Origin of the sequence: Paraburkholderia caffeinilytica (genome assembly GCF_003368325.1) — a bacterium.
GTDB classification, from domain to species: Bacteria; Pseudomonadota; Gammaproteobacteria; order Burkholderiales; family Burkholderiaceae; genus Paraburkholderia; species Paraburkholderia caffeinilytica.
Map to the genome: position 1 here is coordinate 2,814,550 of NZ_CP031467.1, position 17,232 is coordinate 2,831,781.

Sequence of the window (17,232 nt, forward strand, 5' to 3'; positions counted from 1 at the left end):
CTAGGCGCTACCCCCTGAGGATAGTCCCTGGCGCTAGGAGGAAACACCATGAGCTCGCTTGGCATACGGACGGGAAGTCTCGTGATTTTCACCGTGACAACGCTGCTTGCCGGATGCGGAGAAGTACCGGGTCAACGGATGGTCACCCCAGCCGCGATTCAGGACACGGGAGGGGACTACAGCACGGAGGCGGCGCAGCAGCAGCAAATACCGATTACCGATATCAACCTCGCGCTGCTGCGCAAGATGAACGCGTCGCGGACGTCCGCGACGCTGCCGCCTGAGACGACCGCGCTGTTCGGCAAACCGACGGCGTACAAAGTCGGCCCGGGCGACGTGCTGCAGATCGTCGTATGGGACCACCCGGAACTTGCCGCCGCGCTTGGCCAGCCGGCGCAGAACGCGAAAACGTCGGATGCCGCGCCCGGCTTTCTGATCGACGAAAACGGCGACGTGCAGTTTCCGTATGCAGGCACGGTGCATGTGGCCGGCAAAGACGTCGGGTCGATCCAGAAGGAGCTGCACAGGCGCCTGAGCGTCGTGTATCAGAAGCCTGAAGTGACGGTGCGGGTGGCCTCGTTCCGCAACGCGCAGGTCTATGTCGACGGTGAAGTGCGCACGCCCGGCGCGCAGTCGGTCACCGACATTCCGCTGTCGTTGACGAGCGTGATCAACCAGGGCGGCGGCTTCAGCCCGAATGCGGATCGCAGCCGCGTCGAGCTGATCCGCAACGGCGTGACGTATCCGCTCAATGTGGACGATCTGATCAAGCGCGGCCGCAATCCGTCGGACATCTACCTGCAAGCGGGCGACATCGTACGCGTGGCCTCGCGGGAAGACAGCGGCGTCTATGTGATGGGCGAAGTCAACAAGCCGGCGACGATTCTGCCGATGCGCAACGGCTCGCTGACGCTTTCGCAGGCCATTTCCGATAGCGGCAGCTTCGACTCGAACACGGCGGCGGCGCGGCAGTTGTTCGTGATCCGCAATTCGACCAGCGACTCGCCGCAGGTCTACCACCTCGATGCGACTTCGCCGGTGTCCATGGTGCTCGCCAATCAATTCGAGCTTCAACCGAAGGACGTCGTGTATGTCGGTCAAGGCGGCCTGGTCCGCTTCAACCGCGTGCTGAACCTGCTGCTGCCGGCAATCAATGCCGCGGTGACGGGCGCGGTTCTTGCGAAATGACAACCGTGCAACGTGACCTGGCACCGCCGGGATTTGTTGGGTGAAAAAATGGCAATCAATTTCGAAAACCGTTACACCGACGTGTCCGCACAGGACGAGCTGCATCTTTCGGACTATCTGCGCACGATCGTGAGGGGGTGGCGCACGATCGTGATGGTGACGCTGATCGCACTCGCGCTGGGGTGCGCGTATGCCTTCCTCGCGCCGCCGACATATCGCGCGGATGTGCTGTTCCACGTCGAGGACAAGACGGCCAATGCCAACGCGAACGGCAAGGATTCCTTGCCGCCGCTCACCGGCATGTTCGACACCAAGCCTTCGACGGCGGCAGAGATCGAGTTGCTGAAGTCGCGTCTGGTCACCGAGGAAACGGTCAAGAAGCTGCACCTCGACATTACGGCGTCACCGCGTTATTTGCCGTTTATCGGCGGAATGATTGCGGGGCTGGTGAATGGGCAGTGGGGCCTCAGGTTGCCTCCTTTCATCAACCTGTCGGGCTACGCATGGGGTAACGAGAGCATTGCCGTGTCGCGCTTCGACACGTCGAAGGATTTCTACGATACGACCTTCACGCTGATTGCGGGCGACGCAGGCTCGTACGTGCTGCGCGACAAGAACGGGATCGCGATTCTCTCCGGCCATGTCGGCGAGACCGTGGAAACCGATACCGCCGATGGCCCGATCGCGTTGCACGTCGACAAGCTGGTCGGCGCGCCCGGCTCGCGTTTCGAACTGCAGCGCGCCTCGACGCTGGGCACCGTGGACCGCTTGCAAAAGGCGCTCGTAGTCGCCGAAACCACGCTGCAGTCCGGCGTGATCCGCACGAGTCTCGAAGGCGGCGATCCCGCGCTGACCGCGGCGATCGTCAACAGCATGGCGCGCGAATTCGTGCGTCAGGATGTGGAGAGCCGTTCGACCGAAGCGGAGCACATGCTGGCCTTCCTCGATCAGCAACTGCCCGGCTTGCGCAAGGAACTCGACGAAGCCGAGCAACGCTACAACAAATTCCGCAATGCGCACGGCACCGTCGATCTCGGCGAAGAAAGCCGCCTGCTGCTCCAGCAGGTTGTCGACAACAAGACGAAGCTGCTCGATCTGCAGCAGCAACGCGCGGAGATGTCGCAGCGCTTCACGGCGAATCACCCGGCGGTGGCCGCGCTCGATGCGCAGATCGCCGCATTGCAGGGCGCGGCGGCCACCATGAACCGCAGCGTGGCGGTGATGCCGGATACCGAGCAGACCGCGTTGCGCCTGCTGCGCGACGTGCACGTCGACACCGAGCTCTATACGAATCTGTTGAATAGCGCGCAGCAACTCCGGGTGGCGAAAGCCGGCCAGGTGGGCAACGTGCGCGTGGTGGACTTCGCCGAAACGCCTGACGAGCCGGTGCGTCCGAAGCGCGTGCTGGCGATCCTGATTTCGCTCGGCGGCGGCTTGCTGATCGGCATCATGCTGACCTTCTTCAAGCGCGCGATGTACGGCGGCGTGGAGCGTCCGGACGAACTCGAAGCGGTGCTCGGCGTGCCGGTGTTCGCGATCGTGCCGCGCAGCCAGACCCAGCTGCGTTTGCAGGAAAACGTCATGCTGCGCCGTCGCGGGCTTCATGTGCTCGCGCAGCAGGCGCCGGAGGACATCGCCGTGGAAGGCGTGCGCAATCTGCGGACCTCGTTGCAGCTGTCGCTCGATCACGCGGAGAACAACATCGTGATGATCACGGGTTCGCGGCCCGATACCGGCAAGTCGTTCCTGTCGGTGAATCTGGCGGCGCTGGTGGCGTCGGCGAACAAGCGGGTGCTGATTATCGACGGCGACATGCGCCGCGGCGACGTCCATTCGCATTTCGGCATCGCCCATCAGCCGGGGCTCTCGGATGTGCTGAGCGGCGGCGATCTCGCGTCGATGGTCCAGCGCGACGTGCTGCCCGGACTCGACGTGCTCGCCAAGGGCACGCTGCCCTCGCATCCATCCGAATTGCTGATGAGCAAGCGTTTCCAAACGATGCTCGACGACTTGAAGTCGCACTACGACATCGTGATCGTCGACACGCCGCCGGTGCTCGCCGTGACCGACTCGACGGTGATCGGCAAATACGCCGGCACGACGCTGCTGGTGGTGCGCCACGGCCGCCATCCGCTGAACGAGATTGCCGAGACGGCCAAGCGGCTGCTCAACGGCGGCGTTTCGCTTAAAGGTGTGTTGCTGACCGACGTGCCTCAGGAAGGGGCATTCCTCGGTTCCGGCTATCAAGGCGGTTATTACGGATACGACAGCATCGCGGGTTGAGGCGGCGGCTCCATGACGGGGCCGTTCACTCGATCGAGCTGTTGCACTGACATCGCAAAGTTCAATGAGGGGGGAAGCTTCATGAAACGCAAGGTCGCGCTGATTACCGGCATCACTGGACAGGACGGGTCGTATCTCGCCGAGCTGCTGCTCGCCAAGGATTACGACGTACACGGCATCAAACGCAGGTCATCGCTGTTCAATACGGACCGGATCGATCATCTCTATCGCGACCCGCACGACCCGGACCAGCGGCTCTTCCTGCATCACGCGGACCTGACCGACTCGACCAGCATCCTGCGCGTGATCCAGCGTGTCGAGCCCGACGAGATCTACAACCTCGCGGCGCAGAGCCACGTGGCGGTTTCGTTCGAGGAACCGGAATATACCGCTAACGCGGACGGCCTCGGCGCGTTGCGGATTCTCGAAGCGGTCCGCATTCTGGGCCTTCAACACGAGACGCGCTTCTATCAGGCTTCGACCTCGGAGCTGTACGGTCTCGTGCAACAGGTGCCGCAGTCCGAGGCCACGCCGTTCTATCCGCGCAGCCCGTATGCGGTCGCCAAGCTGTTCGCGTACTGGACCACGGTCAATTACCGCGAGGCATACGGACTCTATGCCTGCAACGGGATTCTGTTCAATCACGAATCGCCGGTGCGCGGCGAGACCTTCGTGACGCGCAAGATCACGCGCGCCATCGCGCGCATTGCGGTGGGCATGCAGAAGACCTTGTATCTGGGCAATCTGTCGGCGTTGCGCGACTGGGGTCATGCGCGCGACTACGTGGAGATGCAATGGCGCATGCTGCAACAGGAGCGGCCGGAGGATTACGTCATCGCCACCGGCGTGCAGTACAGCGTGCGTGAGTTCGTTCAGCATGCCGCCGCCGAGCTGGGCGTCACGGTGCGTTTCGAAGGCACCGGTGTGGAAGAAGTCGGCATCGTCGAAAAGGTGGAGGGGCGCGAAATCAAGATGTCGCCCGGCGATGTGATCGTGCGCGTCGATCCGCGCTACTTCCGGCCGGCCGAAGTCGAGACGTTGCTGGGCGATCCGTCGAAAGCCCATGCGCAGCTCGGCTGGAAGCCGACCACGTCGTTCAGCGCGCTCGTCAAGGAAATGGTGCGGGCGGACTATCAGATTGCGAGACGTGACGCGCTTGTCACGCTGGCCGGTTTCACGGCGCTGGAACATCACGAGTAACGGCGATGAACAAACAAGCACGCATCTTCGTGGCGGGCCACCGTGGCATGGTCGGCTCCGCGCTGGTCCGGCGGCTCCATGCCGCGGGTTATGTCAACGTCGTCACGCGGACGAGGGCGGAGCTCGACCTCACGGATCAGGCTGCCGTGAACGGCTTTTTCGAGCGGGAAAAGATCGAGGTGGTGCTGCTCGCGGCCGCGCGCGTGGGCGGCATTCTCGCCAATGCGTCGCAGCCCGGCGAGTTCATCTATGAAAACCTGACGATCGAAACCAATGTGATTCACGCCGCGTATCGCGCGCAGGTGGAGCGGCTGGTGTTCTTCGGGTCGTCTTGCATTTATCCGAAGCAATGTCCGCAGCCGATCCGCGAGGAGTATCTGTTGACCTCGCCGCTCGAGCCGACCAACGACGCCTACGCGATTGCGAAGATCGCCGGACTCAAGCTGTGCGAGGCGTACAACCGCGAATACAACACGCAGTACGTCTCGTTGATGCCGACCAATCTGTACGGCCCCAACGACAACTACGACCTGAACAGCAGCCATGTTTTACCGGCTTTGCTGAGAAAGGCGCACGAAGCGAAGGTGAACGGCTCCGCGAGCTTGACCGTGTGGGGCTCGGGGACGCCGCGCCGCGAGTTTCTGCACGTCGACGATCTCGCCGCGGCGACGCTCTTCGTGCTCGAGCACAACGTGACAGAAGGCCTGTTCAACGTCGGGGTGGGCGAAGACCTGTCGATTCGCGAGCTGGCCGAATGCATCTGCAAGGTGGCCGGCTTCGAGGGTGAACTCGTGTTCGATGCGTCGAAACCCGACGGCACGCCGCGCAAGCTGCTCGACGTATCGCGGCTCGCGCAAATGGGTTGGCACGCGACCATTGGCCTCGAAGAGGGCATCGCGTCCACGTACCGGGAATTCGTTGAACTACACGCCGGCTCGACCCCTGTTGCCGCCATGCACGTTTAGGCGCGTACCGAAGGGTCGTCGAGCGCGATTTCTGCAATGAGGGGGCGCGTGGAGCGTTTCGCGAGAGCAACGTGCAACGCACACAGGGACGATTTTCGAGGAGTGGCACAAAAATGACTGCGTCAGTCACGATCTTCCACAACGTCGTATGGTCGCGTCACAAGGGCGTCGTGTTCTCCGCCTTGCATAACATCTCGGCATCCGGCGCGATTCGCTACTCGATGGTGCAGATTGCGGATACCGAGCACGACCGTGTCGGCTTTTCGGACGTCGACTACTCGTACCATCGCTATCCGATGCAGAAGCTGTTCGACGGTTGCTACGAAGATGTGCCGACGCTGAAGATGATCGCGCGGCTCACCTGGGAAGTGTTGCGGACCAAGTCGGATCTGATCGTGCTGCCGGGCTACCACCGTCCGGAATACTGGGCGATGCTGGCGGCGTGCATCGTGACCGGCAAGCGGCGCGCGGTGTTCTGCGATTCGACCGCCCGCGACCGGCCCAAAAAACTGCTGACGTCGATTCCGAAGCGCGTGTTCTTTTCGCTGTGCGACGGCTATTTCGGTTTCGGCGAGCGCAGTCGCGAGTATCTGCTGTCGCTCGGCGCGAAGCGCGACAAGATTTTCGTGCCATGCCAGGCGGCGGCAATGCCCGGATCGTTTTCGCCGGAGCGCGCGCTGGTCGAGCGGGTTGCGGCGCGCGCCGGCAATCCGCCGGTGTTTCTGTACGTGGGCCGTCTTTCCGAAGAGAAGGGCATCGGCACGCTGATCGAGGCGTTCGCCGGCTTGCGGCGCCGTATTCCGGCGGCGAAGCTGCGCATCGTCGGCACGGGGCCGATGGCGGACGCGCTGCACGCGAAGGTGGCCGACCTCGAACTGGGCGACGCGGTGACCTTTGCCGGCAGTTTGCAGGACGAGCCGCTTACCCGGGAATACTACGGCGCGACCTGCATGGTGCTGCCGAGCTATAGCGAGCCGTGGGGACTCGTTGTCAACGAGGCGCTTGCGCATGGTTGTCCCGCGGTGGTGAGTGAGAGTTGCGGCTGTGTGCCGGAACTGGTGATCGACGGTGTGAGCGGCTATGCGTTCACGGCGGGCGATGTTGCCGGATTGCAGCGCACGATGCTCAAGGCGATGGAGGCGTTCGCCGACGCCGGCGGCACGGCGCGCCGTTGCATGGATGTGATTCGCCGTTTCGATCCGCCTTCTGCCGCCGCCAATATCGCGCGTGGCTGCGCGCTGATGCTGAGCGACTGATGCGCCTCACGGCCCCATCGCGCATGCAAAGCTCTAACCCGTTCTGGCAGTCACAATGAAGATTCTGATCTACGGCCTCAATTACGCGCCTGAACTCACGGGGGTGGGTAAGTACACCGCGGAAATGGCGGTGCTTCTGGCCAGACGCGGCCACGAGGTTCGCGTGGTGTGCGCGCCGCCTTATTACCCCGAGTGGCGCGTTGCGGCGAACTATGCGGCGTGGCGGTATCAACGCGAGACGCGCGACGGCGTGACGATCTGGCGCGCGCCGCTGTGGGTGCCGGCGCGTCCCGGCGGGCTGAAGCGGATGCTGCATCTGGCAAGCTTCGCGGCGAGTTCGTTGCCGCTGCTCGTCCGGCAGCTGCTATGGCGCCCCGACGCCGCGATGCTGATCGCGCCGACCCTGATGTGCGCGCCCGCCACGTTGGCGTTCGCACGTCTCGCGAGCGCGAGTGCGTGGCTGCACATTCAGGACTTCGAGGTCGACGCCGCTTTCGATCTGGGTCTTCTGAAGAGCTCGCGCGCTGCGCGCGTGGCGCGCTGGATCGAAAGCGCATTGCTGCGGCGCTTCGATACCGTGTCGTCGATTACGCCGCAGATGAGTGCGCGTGCGGCGCTCAAGGGTGTCGAGCCTTCGCGGGTCGTGTGCCTGCCTAACTGGGTCGACGTGTCGGCCATCTTTCCGTTGGCGCATACGAGCGACTACCGGCGCCTGCTGGGCATTCAGGCCGGTCAGAAGGTGGTGCTGTACTCGGGCAACATGGGCGCGAAACAGGGCATCGAAACGCTCGCCGATGCGGCGGCATCGCTTGCTGCGCGTGCCGACCTCACCTTCGTTTTTTGCGGCAGCGGCGCGGCGAAAGAGCATTTGCTCGAGCGTTGCGCAGGATTGACGAACTGCATTTTCATTCCGCTGCAACCGGTGGAGCGCCTGAACGAGTTGCTCAATCTCGCCGACATTCACGTTCTGCCGCAACGTGGCGATGCCGCGGATCTGGTGATGCCGTCCAAGCTCACCGGCATGTTTGCAAGCGGCCGCGCCGTCGTGGCGATGGCGCGGCGCGGCACGGCTCTTTACGACGCGGTGTCGCCGCGCGGCGTGGTGGTGCCGCCGGATAACGTCAAGGCTTTGGCGGCGGCGATCACGGTGCTGGCAAGCGATCCCGAACGCCGTGCGGCGCTCGGCAAGGCGGCACGCAACTATGCGAAACGCGCGCTATCGCCGGAGTCGACGATCGGCACGTTCGAAGCGCGGCTCGCGACGCTGGTTGGTGGTTCGCGTGGTCAGCATCCGAGTGTGGAGACACCGTATTTCAGCGCTCCGCGGTCTTCAGTCGCCACTGCGGTCCGGCAGCGCAAGCCGGCTACGACGGAGGAAGCCGCGCCGGATTGATCCGGTACGCGGCCATCTCATGAACGCGATGTCACCACGGGGATTTGTAGACGGCGTGCTTGCCCGTGTTGTACGGATCGGCGTAAGTGTTTTTCGCCGCGCCTTCGGGCATCAGGCCGTCGGCCGCATTCGGACGGCCGGGCTGGCCGGCCACGCGCACCTTGCCGTTGGCGGCGGCCTGCGCCTTGTTGGGCTGCTGGCCTTTACGCACTGCAGGCAGGGCAGGCCGCGCTCCGCCCAACACCGTCATGCGCTGTTCGTCGAGCAGGGCTGCCTGCTGGGCGTCGGCGGTATTGCCTTGCTGCGCGTCTGGCGAGCCGTAGTCGCGCGGGGCGCCGAGCAACTGCGCTTCGCTGTTGCGGTTTGCGGTGCCCGGTTTGGCGCGTGCTGCCGGGGCGGGGGTGCCGTAGCTGGTCGCAGCCGTAGCGGCAAGGGCCGGTGCGGCGGGCGCGGGCGCTGCTGCGTTCTGCGCGAGTGCCGGTGCGGCATAAGTCGCGATGGCGATCAGCAGCGAGGATGTCATAGGCCGAAGCGAGATGTTCATCGTATGCCCAGGGGAGATGCGGTCGCAATAGCGTTATCGTGCGCCAGGCTGTACGCGTGCAGCCGCCAAAACGCTTGCTCGTACGGCCATGAGACCGGCTTCAGTAAGGAGTCGAAACATAATGTAAGCGCGGTGCGGCGGTATGTTGAGTTCCACTCGTGGTCTGGAGAAATCTGATGGGTAACGCTGCCGACGATCCGCAAATCGGGCGTATGCCGGACGTCGGAGGCATGCGCGAGGATGGCCGCGTCATCGATCTGAGCCTCGCTGGAAAGGGCAACTATCGCGCGAAGCGCGGCGCCCTGATCGAGCTCGTCTGGTTCGTCGTTGAAGCCTGCGTCATCAACAACAAGCTGCTGCCGCTCTCGTCGGTCCGGGTTGCGCTGTTACGCCTGTTCGGCGCGAAGATCGGCACGGGTTGCCGCTTCGTGCATCCGTTGCGCGTGAAATCGCCGTGGAACCTCGAGGTAGGCGATAACTGCTGGTTCGGCGTCGACGTCTGGATCTACAACCAGGCGCTGATCCGCATCGGCTCGAATGTCTGCATTTCCCAGGGGACGTTCCTGAGTGCCGGCTCTCACGACATGAGCACCACGATGGATCTGCGCGTCGCGCCGATCGTCATCGAGGACGGCGTCTGGATCACGTCGAAATGTGTTGTGCAGATGGGGGTGACGATCGGCCGGTCGGCCGTGGTGACGCCGTTATCCGTCGTACATCGCTCGCTCGATCCAGGGGGCGTGTATGGCGGCAATCCATGTCGTTTTATCCGGAACCGTTTCGATTCCGTAACCTGAAGCACGGATAGAGAACCGCAGCGTTTATAAGCTGAGGAGGCCAGGTCGTTGACGAGCCGGAATGTCGGCGGCCGCGGTGGGATGGTCGATCGATGCCTTCGATCGACGCCCGCGGCGACGTCGATGATGCGTTCGGCACCGACATGTGCGTGGTTTGCTTGCCAGCCCCGGTTGGATGAGTAGCCGGATCGACGCACTTGGAAATGCATGAAAAAGATGGGAGTAGGGATGTTCATCGATACTCGCACGGTTCAACACAACACGGCCATTGAAACGACGGTCGGCATCATCGGCGGCGGTGTCGCCGGCATTACGCTTGCGCTGGAGATGTCGAGGGCGGGGATCGACACCTGCATGCTCGAGAGCGGGGGCTTCGGGCCTGATGACGAAACCCGCGACCTCTATCGCGGCGAGAATGTCGGGCTTCCCTATTCGTTCGCGGACGGCTCGCGCAGCCGCTATTTCGGCGGCAGCAGCAATTGCTGGGGCGGCTGGTGCCGGCCGCTCGATCCGTGGGACTTCGAGAAGCGCGACTGGATCCCGTACAGCGGCTGGCCGTTCGGTTTCGAAGAACTGGCGCCGTACTACGCGCGTACGCACGAACTGCTGAAGCTCGGCCCGCAGACTTTCGATCCTGCCTACTGGGAACGCGAGATCGGACGCCACGACGTGCGCCGCATACCGCTCGCGACCGGCGACATGCGCGACACCGTCGCGCAGTTCAGCCCGCCGGTGCGTTTCGGCAAGGCCTATCGCGACGAGCTGTCACGCTCGGCGCGGGTGCGCGTGTTTCTGTATGCGAATGTGCAGAACATCGACGCCGACGCTCAGGGCACGTCGGTTTCGCGGCTTCAGGTGGCGACCATTAGTGGACGCAAGATGACGGTGACCGCGCGGATTTTCGTGCTGGCCACAGGCGGCATCGAGAATGCGCGTCTCCTGCTCGCCTCGAACAACGTGCAGGCGGCCGGCCTCGGCAATGCCAACGATCTGGTGGGCCGCTATTTCATGGATCATCCGCGGATGATGTCCGGCAAAGTGCGTTTTCGTCCGGGCAACGCGCGCAATAAGCTGTACGACATCAAGTATCACTATCAGAATGCCGCGGTGTCGGCGCATGGCACGAAGATATCCTCGCAGTTCGCGCCGAAGCAGGAGTTGATGGAGCGCGAGAAGCTGCTGAATTCGCGCGTGTGGCTCTATTCGCGCTGGTACGGTGAGGGAACCGCGGGGTCCGAGGCGCTGATCCACTGCAAGGAAGCGTTGTTGCAAAAGGACCAGCCGGGCCGCAGCCTGAAAACCGATGTGGCGACGATGATCGCGCATCCGCTGCACACCGTGGGCTACGGTTTGACGCGGCTTTTGCAATGGCCGGCGCTGATCACCGACGTGACGTTGCAGGCGATCGTCGAAGCGGTGCCCGATCCGGATAGCCGGGTCACGTTATCGGCCGATAACCGCGACCGGTTCGGCATGCCGCGCGTGAAGGTGGAGTGGCGTCTGGGCGAACAGGTGCAACGCACCTTCGACAAAACGTTCGCGTTGCTCGCGCAGGAGTTGCAGATGGCCGGCATCGCGGACGTCGAACTCGACGCGCCGCTCGAAGGCCGCCGCTGGCCCGCGAAACTGGAGGGCACGTGGCATCACATGGGCACCACGCGCATGCACGATTCGCCACGCGAAGGCGTGGTCGATCGCGATTGCAAGGTGCACGGAATGAGCAATTTTTATGTGGCGGGCAGCTCGGTGTTTCCGACGGTCGGCGCCAACTTTCCGACCATCACGATCGCCGCGCTTGCGCTGCGCCTCGCAGGTCATCTGGTGCGGCAACTCGATGTCCCGGATATCGTCGGCAATACGCGGGGCGACGCCGCCAACAGTTCCCTGACGTCGATTCAGGCGCTGCAGCCGCAGGTCGAAACCCTGCCGATCGCGGCCTCGACGTTGACGCCATTGATGAAGGAGCAGTGAAGAACAGCCGGTGTCGGTGCGCGCCTTGCGCCGCGCGCCGTTATCGTTATTCCAACGTTACCGGCCAGGTTGAGTCGTGGCTTCGCGCAACGTGGCGAGCGTATTTCCGCGCGTTTCGCTGCTGCTGCCTTTCGTTTCCAGCAGCGTGGTCAACGCGCTGACCATGGTTTCGATCCGGAAGCGCGCCTCGAAAGTGCGCGCTGCCTGAGCGCGCATGGCGGCGCGCGCGGTGTCGTCGAGTTCGAGCCAGCGCACGAGATTCTTTTCCGTACCGTCCACCGTGTCGGGGGCCACCATCCCCGCACCGTCCGCTTCGATCTCGCGCCACACGTTGACCTTGTCGGAGATCAGCGCCGGCAGTCCGCAGCCGAGCGCTTCGGCAACCGCTACGCCGAAGTTCTCCTGATGCGAGGGCAGAACGAACACGTCGCTTGCGTGGAACGCGCCCCACTTGAGATCGCCCTGCAGCATGCCCGGCAGGCTGATGCGGTGCGCGATGCCGCCCGCCTGTGCCTGGGCGCGCAAACTGGCTATCCAGCCGGTCTCGTCGGGACCGGCGATCACGAGATGCAGCGACGGATCGCGGCCGGCGACGCGCGCGAACGCATCGATCAGCAGATCGCAGCCTTTTTTCGCGTGCACGCGGCCGAGAAACAGCACGATGCGTTTGCCGCGCAAGCCAGGCACGGCGTGCAGGAACGCTTCACGCAGGGGTGCTGCGTCGAGCGGCGGCACGGTCGTGCCGTACGGCACGATCCGCTCATGCGCCCGGTACAGCCAGAACGATTGACGGGCACGCGCGCACTCTTCCTCCGTCGTGAAGATGACGGCGCGTGCGTCGCGCAGTACCCGGTATTCGGCCCACGGCCAGTACAGCCACTTCTTCAGATGCTTGAGCGGGTAGGCCTGTTTGAACCACGGGTCGAGCATGCCATGCACGTACACGTAGTAGGGCACGGCGCTGCGGCGCAGCGCTTTCCACGCCGCCAAGCTGTGGTACTGCCACAAGCCGTGCACGATGACCGCATCGAAGCGATTGGCGTTGGCGGCGAGCCACGGCGCGAGTTGCGCGCTATAGCTATAGCGGCTGTTGACCGGGCCGAACGCGTGCGCCGGAAACGGAAAGGCTGCGAGGCAGGTGTCGCCGGGCGCATCGCAGGTGGCGACTTCGATTTCGTGCCCGGCGTCCTGCATCGCCGCACCGCTGCGACGAACGCCCTCGACCGGGCCGCCCGCGCGTGGATCGATGCTTGCAAGCAGATGGAGAATTTTCATCGGGCGATATTCGGTCAATTGGGCCGTCGATTGGGCGGTCGATCGGGGCCTCGCGTCGGCGTGGTGTGCGACATGAGGGCGCCGAACTGGCTGGAGCCGGGCGCGGCGGTTGCCGCGTGCGACATGCCGAGGATCGTCGCGAGATCCGCGCGGCCCGTGCCGGGTTGGATTCGGCCCGGCAATTCAGGCATGGCGGCCGGGTGCAAACGCGCAGGGACGGTGGGCGGGCGCCTTACCCGCGCCGGTAGTGCGCGCTGCAATCGCGCGTGCGTGGCGATCATCAGGCCGAGGGCCAGGCCGAATATCAGCCCTGAGAAGCGCGGCCCGAGCGGATTGCCACCGATCGACGTAGCCGGCAGCGCGGCGAACAGCATGATGGCGCGGCCTAGCACCGGAAGCATGGGGGCGTCGGGAACCACCACGCGCCAGTAGCGGTACGAGAAAAAGCAGATTGCCAGCGCGGCCAGGGTCGCCAAAGGCATGGCGATACCGAACAGCAGTCCGCCCGCGAAAAGCTGATAGACCCAGAAATTGTGACCCGCTGGCCATTCGTTGATCGCGTAAAAGTCTTTCTCGCTGATCTGGCCGGCGAGGTCCGGCAGGTAAACGGGGGAGTAGCGGTAGTAGTGCCCGTAGCCCTCGCCGAACAGCAGCGTTTCGGGCGACGCCGTCACCTGATCGTACTGATCGCGCATCTCGGCGAGACGGGTGATCGTGGTTGGATCCTTGCCGGTGACGGTTTCTTCAGACGCGAAAATACGCTGCGTCCAGTGCTCGGTGACGGTTGGAAAAGTCACGGCCACGATGCCGACCACGCCGGCCAGCACCGCGCCGGTCATCACGCTGCGGGCGGCCGTGCGCCAGACGAGCTGGATCGACGGCGCGCTCAGTGCCATCGCGATCAGGAACAGCAGGACTGTGCCGATCATCAAACTGCGCGTCACACTCAGCAACTCGATGATCACGCTGACCGCGAACACGCCAATGGTGAAAAACGAAAAACGTTTGGCGACGACGAATTCGTGCAGTAGCACGGCTTGCAACCCCAGCAAGGTCACGGAGATGATGCGAAAGCGCGCATCCTCGAGATCGCCGCTGGTGGCCACGCCATAGACGAAAGTGAACAGGAGGCAGATCACGTTGGAGACGAACACGGCTTTCTCGAACTGCGAGATTCTGTATTCGCTCCAGGGACGGCAAGCCACGAGGTAGCCCAGCAAAAACAGCACGAACGGCAGGAGAACGCGCAGATAGTTGCCGGTGTCGTTATCCTGAACAAGCTGGGCAACGATGCTGCCGAGCACGCACAGCAGCACGCTGAAAGTGACCACCGAGCGCAGCCGCGAGCCGTTGTGAACGCGTGGTGCGATCAGGACGAGAGCGAGTCCCGCGGCGATCACCGGGATGACGAATACGAACTGGACGAAGTGGCCTACGTTGGCGTCGGGCGCTTTATAGTCCAGCGCAAGCGGTAGCAGAAAAACCCATATCCAGGGCGTTGCGTACTGATGGCGCATTGCTGATTCCTCCCCGTGCTGTCGATCCGCCGTCGGTCCAAAGCGGACGGTCTCGCATCGGGTCATTGTGAGGGAATATCCCCGGTTGCCGGGTCCCTCTGTCCGGTTTCGTCGCCCATTGCCTGGGTTCTGGCGACAGGGGCAAGGCCGCTCCCTGCAAGACGCGCGCACACTTGTCGATGTTGTCGGCCAATGCCTTGATGTTGGCGCGCACGCACGCGTGCCGCCACGGAAGATGCAAAAAGGAACATGCGTCCGCGAATGGCGACAGGGGAGAACAACATGAAATTATTCGGCGGGGCGAGATCCGTAACAGCCGGGCGAGCCGTCGAGCTGGATTTCGTGCGCGGCATCGCCATTATCATGGTGATGGGGTTTCACTTTCATGCCGTTCATACCGGCAACTTCCTGATCGAGATCATCGAATACCCACTGAAGAATTTCGGGCGGGAAGGTGTCAATCTGTTCTTTACGCTGAGCGGTTTTCTGGTTGGCGGTCTGCTGCTTCGGCAGTACGCCGAAACAGGCAACGTCGACGCCAAGCGCTTTATCGTCCGGCGGATTTTCCGCATCTGGCCCGCGTATTACGTGTTGATCGCGTTTCATGTGCTGGCCGGGCGTCATCCGTGGAATACGTTTCTGATCCAGAACCTGACCCATCTGCAGAACTATCTGGGCACCTCGATTACCCAGACCTGGAGCCTCGCGGTCGAAGAACACTTTTATCTCGTGCTGCCTGCGCTGCTGTTGTTGTTCGCGCGCTGGCGCCTTGGCGCGTGGACGATCGTCGGCGTGCTCACGGGAATCTGTGCGGTGGTGCTCACCGCGCGTTGCTTCGCGGTGGCGGGCGGCAACCTGGAAGGGGCATTCGCGTATACGCAATACCGCATCGACAGTTTGCTGGTCGGCGTGATTCTGTCCGCGATCTACTGGATGAAACCGGGCGTCTATCATCAGCTCGCAAAGCGCAAGTGGCTGCTGATCGCCAGCGTCGTCCTGCTGTGCGCGTGGCTCGGCCTTGCGACGAAACACATCGCGCTCGACGAAAGCATCGGTTACACGATTCAGGCGCTTGGTTTCGCCGCGCTGATCGTGTTCGTGCTGGAGTATTCGGGATCGTTCAGGACGTCGTGGGTGTATCGCGGGATTGCGTGGATCGGCCTCTATTCGTACGGCATTTACCTGTGGCATTCGCTTGCGCTTGCGCCGGGCGACCTGGTGATCCGCAAAGCAACGGCCATGGGTCTTGCACCGAGCCTGATCTGGATCGTGGCGCTCATCGCACAGTTCGCTTTCGCGATTGCGATCGGCTACGTGACAACGCGTGCGATCGAATATCCGTTCCTGCTGATGCGCAACGCGCTGTTCCCGGCAAAGCGCAACAGTTCGGTGCGCCAGGAGGTGCCTGTTGCAGGCGGCCAGTTGTCCTGAGTATGTTCAAGCGTGCGCGGACAGGATCTGGCTTGGCTTCGCGCCAGCCAGCAGCGCTGCCGCGCTTGCCATGGCATCTCATGCATGGCGCGAGAGGCGCTCATGCGTCCCTGCAGAGGCGACGGTGTGTCGAAAAGGGCGTGTTGCCGGATCAGGCCATCTGCTGAAGCAAGGTCTGCTTGAATTGTCCGAGCGTATGCCGTGACAGCAGATCTTCGCGAGCAGCCGGAACGGCCTGGGGTTCGTGCGGCCACGAGGTCATGGTTTCGGTGATCGCCTTGCCGATCGAGGCGGAGCTCAGGTCCTTCAGAATCGGTCCCAGTTCGCAGCGCCGGCTGAACCAGCCGATCAGTCCGTCCTCCGTTGCAATCACGGGCTTGCCGAAGCGATACGCCTGCACGAGTACGCCGCTCATGCCGTAGTGTCCCTTGTAGCCTAGCCAGACTGCGTCGCAGGCGGAGAACAGATCACGCTCGACGTCGTTCGCGATGAACGAGTCCAGCACCAGCGGCGCGGGCGTGAGGCTGCGCACATGATTGCGCATGAAATGGCGCGTGCCCGCATCCTGCTCACCCGCGACGATCAGCGTGGGTGCGTGCTCAAGACGCGCCAGCGCGTGGACCAGCTCGTAGATGCCCTTGCGTTCGGTGATCGAGCCGTACACCAGCAGATAACGCTGCGTGGGGTCCAGTCCGAGACGCTCACGGGCCAGCAGCGGATTTTCCGCGCGCTCGTCCGGAAACGGGTCCGCGACATAGGCGACGGCCGCGCTGTCTTTAGAGGCATTGTGCGCGGACCATTCCGGCAGCGTCGGGTCGATCGTCAGCAAGGTGCGCAGCCCGGCGGAGCGAATCGCGCGCTTGAAAAGCAGCGCTTTGACCGCATTCACGATCGGTCGATCCGGCGACTTGATGCCGACCTTGTGATGATGGAAGGTCGAGCGCATCGTGATGCCGATCCAGGGTGTGTTGCGAAACGGCGAGCCGAGAAACGGCAAGGCATAGAAGAAGTAATCCGCATAGGGCACGACCACCAGCCTGATCGGCTGCGCGTGGCTGACGATTCGATGCACGTGCTTGAAATAGCGGTGAAAGCGCGAGTACTGGTTCGACCCGCGCAGCAGTCCGCGCGGCCGCTCCTCGGGATCGACGAACGCGATCTGCAGATCCGCGCGGTTCGCGGCGACGATCTGTCTGGCGAGCCGATGGTCTTCGTTGGCGGATTCCGTTGCGAGGATGCAGGGATAGCCCGCTTCCGTGCAGGCCTGCATGGTCCATTCGACATAGCGCCAGCGATGACCAGTGAGGTTGGGTTCCACAATCAGGACGTAGTCTTGTTCCATCGATTCAGTGGTCTTCCGTGGTCGAATGCGGCGTGGAAAAGCGCCCTCGCGCCGACTGTCTTAGGCGCTG

The 17,232-nt window shown here is 63.3% G+C and carries 13 protein-coding genes; 9 read left to right on the top strand and 4 right to left on the bottom strand.

Translation table 11 applies throughout. From position 1 onward, the window contains the following. The first annotated feature begins 48 nt into the window (after window positions 1-48). The 6 genes from DSC91_RS28890 to DSC91_RS28915 all read left to right on the top strand — a co-directional run bounded on the left by DSC91_RS28890 (window position 49) and on the right by DSC91_RS28915 (window position 8,285). Window positions 49-1,188, top strand: a complete 1,140-nt coding sequence (locus DSC91_RS28890) for a polysaccharide biosynthesis/export family protein (RefSeq protein WP_115781982.1) — start codon at window positions 49-51, stop codon at window positions 1,186-1,188. A gap of 48 nt (window positions 1,189-1,236) precedes the next feature. Beyond that, the gene (locus DSC91_RS28895; RefSeq protein ID WP_115781983.1) at window positions 1,237-3,471 is read left to right on the top strand and encodes a polysaccharide biosynthesis tyrosine autokinase; all 2,235 of its coding nucleotides are present in this window, start codon (window positions 1,237-1,239) and stop codon (window positions 3,469-3,471) included. An 81-nt stretch (window positions 3,472-3,552) separates the two neighbouring features. Further along, window positions 3,553-4,671, top strand: a complete 1,119-nt coding sequence (gene gmd / locus DSC91_RS28900) for a GDP-mannose 4,6-dehydratase (protein ID WP_115781984.1) — start codon at window positions 3,553-3,555, stop codon at window positions 4,669-4,671. A gap of 5 nt (window positions 4,672-4,676) precedes the next feature. Further along, entirely contained in the window at window positions 4,677-5,636 is a 960-nt protein-coding gene (locus DSC91_RS28905; RefSeq protein ID WP_115781985.1) for a GDP-L-fucose synthase family protein, read from the top strand. 113 nt (window positions 5,637-5,749) lie between these two features. After that, window positions 5,750-6,892 carry a glycosyltransferase family 4 protein gene (locus DSC91_RS28910; protein ID WP_115781986.1) on the top strand — a complete coding sequence of 381 codons (1,143 nt, stop codon included), beginning with the start codon at window positions 5,750-5,752 and terminating at the stop codon, window positions 6,890-6,892. A 55-nt stretch (window positions 6,893-6,947) separates the two neighbouring features. Next, window positions 6,948-8,285 (top strand): glycosyltransferase WbuB, encoded by a 1,338-nt coding sequence (locus DSC91_RS28915; protein ID WP_115781987.1) that lies wholly within the window; start codon window positions 6,948-6,950, stop codon window positions 8,283-8,285. Window positions 8,286-8,316: 31 nt separating this feature from the next. Here DSC91_RS28915 and DSC91_RS28920 read toward each other — a convergent pair whose 3' ends face one another. After that, window positions 8,317-8,808 (bottom strand): hypothetical protein, encoded by a 492-nt coding sequence (locus DSC91_RS28920; RefSeq protein WP_229758297.1) that lies wholly within the window; start codon window positions 8,806-8,808, stop codon window positions 8,317-8,319. A gap of 197 nt (window positions 8,809-9,005) precedes the next feature. On the opposite strand from DSC91_RS28920, the gene DSC91_RS28925 reads away from it, so the two are divergent. Continuing rightward, the gene (locus DSC91_RS28925) at window positions 9,006-9,626 is read left to right on the top strand and encodes an LbetaH domain-containing protein (RefSeq protein ID WP_115781989.1); all 621 of its coding nucleotides are present in this window, start codon (window positions 9,006-9,008) and stop codon (window positions 9,624-9,626) included. A 228-nt stretch (window positions 9,627-9,854) separates the two neighbouring features. Then, complete coding sequence (locus DSC91_RS28930; protein ID WP_115781990.1) at window positions 9,855-11,597, top strand: FAD-dependent oxidoreductase; 1,743 nt, start codon at window positions 9,855-9,857, stop codon at window positions 11,595-11,597. Window positions 11,598-11,654: 57 nt separating this feature from the next. Here DSC91_RS28930 and DSC91_RS28935 read toward each other — a convergent pair whose 3' ends face one another. Then, window positions 11,655-12,872 (bottom strand): glycosyltransferase, encoded by a 1,218-nt coding sequence (locus DSC91_RS28935; RefSeq protein WP_115781991.1) that lies wholly within the window; start codon window positions 12,870-12,872, stop codon window positions 11,655-11,657. Window positions 12,873-12,886: 14 nt separating this feature from the next. Then, a complete protein-coding gene (locus DSC91_RS28940; protein ID WP_115781992.1) occupies window positions 12,887-14,389 on the bottom strand; it encodes an O-antigen ligase family protein in 1,503 nt (500 codons plus the stop codon). Between the two features lie 282 nt (window positions 14,390-14,671). On the opposite strand from DSC91_RS28940, the gene DSC91_RS28945 reads away from it, so the two are divergent. Continuing rightward, window positions 14,672-15,820, top strand: a complete 1,149-nt coding sequence (locus DSC91_RS28945; protein ID WP_115783547.1) for an acyltransferase family protein — start codon at window positions 14,672-14,674, stop codon at window positions 15,818-15,820. A 151-nt stretch (window positions 15,821-15,971) separates the two neighbouring features. Here the strand turns inward: DSC91_RS28945 and DSC91_RS28950 are convergent, their stop codons facing one another. Then, window positions 15,972-17,162 carry a glycosyltransferase gene (locus DSC91_RS28950; RefSeq protein WP_115781993.1) on the bottom strand — a complete coding sequence of 397 codons (1,191 nt, stop codon included), beginning with the start codon at window positions 17,160-17,162 and terminating at the stop codon, window positions 15,972-15,974. Window positions 17,163-17,232: the final 70 nt, after the last annotated feature.

Bases quoted from the DNA above. Each gene is read 5' to 3' on its own strand.
- DSC91_RS28905 (WP_115781985.1), top strand. From the start codon at position 4,677: ATGAACAAACAAGCACGCATCTTCGTGGCGGGCCACCGTGGCATGGTC.
- DSC91_RS28890 (WP_115781982.1), top strand. From the start codon at position 49: ATGAGCTCGCTTGGCATACGGACGGGAAGTCTCGTGATTTTCACCGTG.
- DSC91_RS28940 (WP_115781992.1), bottom strand. From the start codon at position 14,389: ATGCGCCATCAGTACGCAACGCCCTGGATATGGGTTTTTCTGCTACCG.
- DSC91_RS28950 (WP_115781993.1), bottom strand. From the start codon at position 17,162: ATGGAACAAGACTACGTCCTGATTGTGGAACCCAACCTCACTGGTCAT.
- DSC91_RS28920 (WP_229758297.1), bottom strand. From the start codon at position 8,808: ATGACATCCTCGCTGCTGATCGCCATCGCGACTTATGCCGCACCGGCA.
- DSC91_RS28925 (WP_115781989.1), top strand. From the start codon at position 9,006: ATGGGTAACGCTGCCGACGATCCGCAAATCGGGCGTATGCCGGACGTC.
- DSC91_RS28930 (WP_115781990.1), top strand. From the start codon at position 9,855: ATGTTCATCGATACTCGCACGGTTCAACACAACACGGCCATTGAAACG.
- DSC91_RS28910 (WP_115781986.1), top strand. From the start codon at position 5,750: ATGACTGCGTCAGTCACGATCTTCCACAACGTCGTATGGTCGCGTCAC.
- gmd (WP_115781984.1), top strand. From the start codon at position 3,553: ATGAAACGCAAGGTCGCGCTGATTACCGGCATCACTGGACAGGACGGG.
- DSC91_RS28935 (WP_115781991.1), bottom strand. From the start codon at position 12,872: ATGAAAATTCTCCATCTGCTTGCAAGCATCGATCCACGCGCGGGCGGC.
- DSC91_RS28895 (WP_115781983.1), top strand. From the start codon at position 1,237: ATGGCAATCAATTTCGAAAACCGTTACACCGACGTGTCCGCACAGGAC.
- DSC91_RS28915 (WP_115781987.1), top strand. From the start codon at position 6,948: ATGAAGATTCTGATCTACGGCCTCAATTACGCGCCTGAACTCACGGGG.
- DSC91_RS28945 (WP_115783547.1), top strand. From the start codon at position 14,672: ATGAAATTATTCGGCGGGGCGAGATCCGTAACAGCCGGGCGAGCCGTC.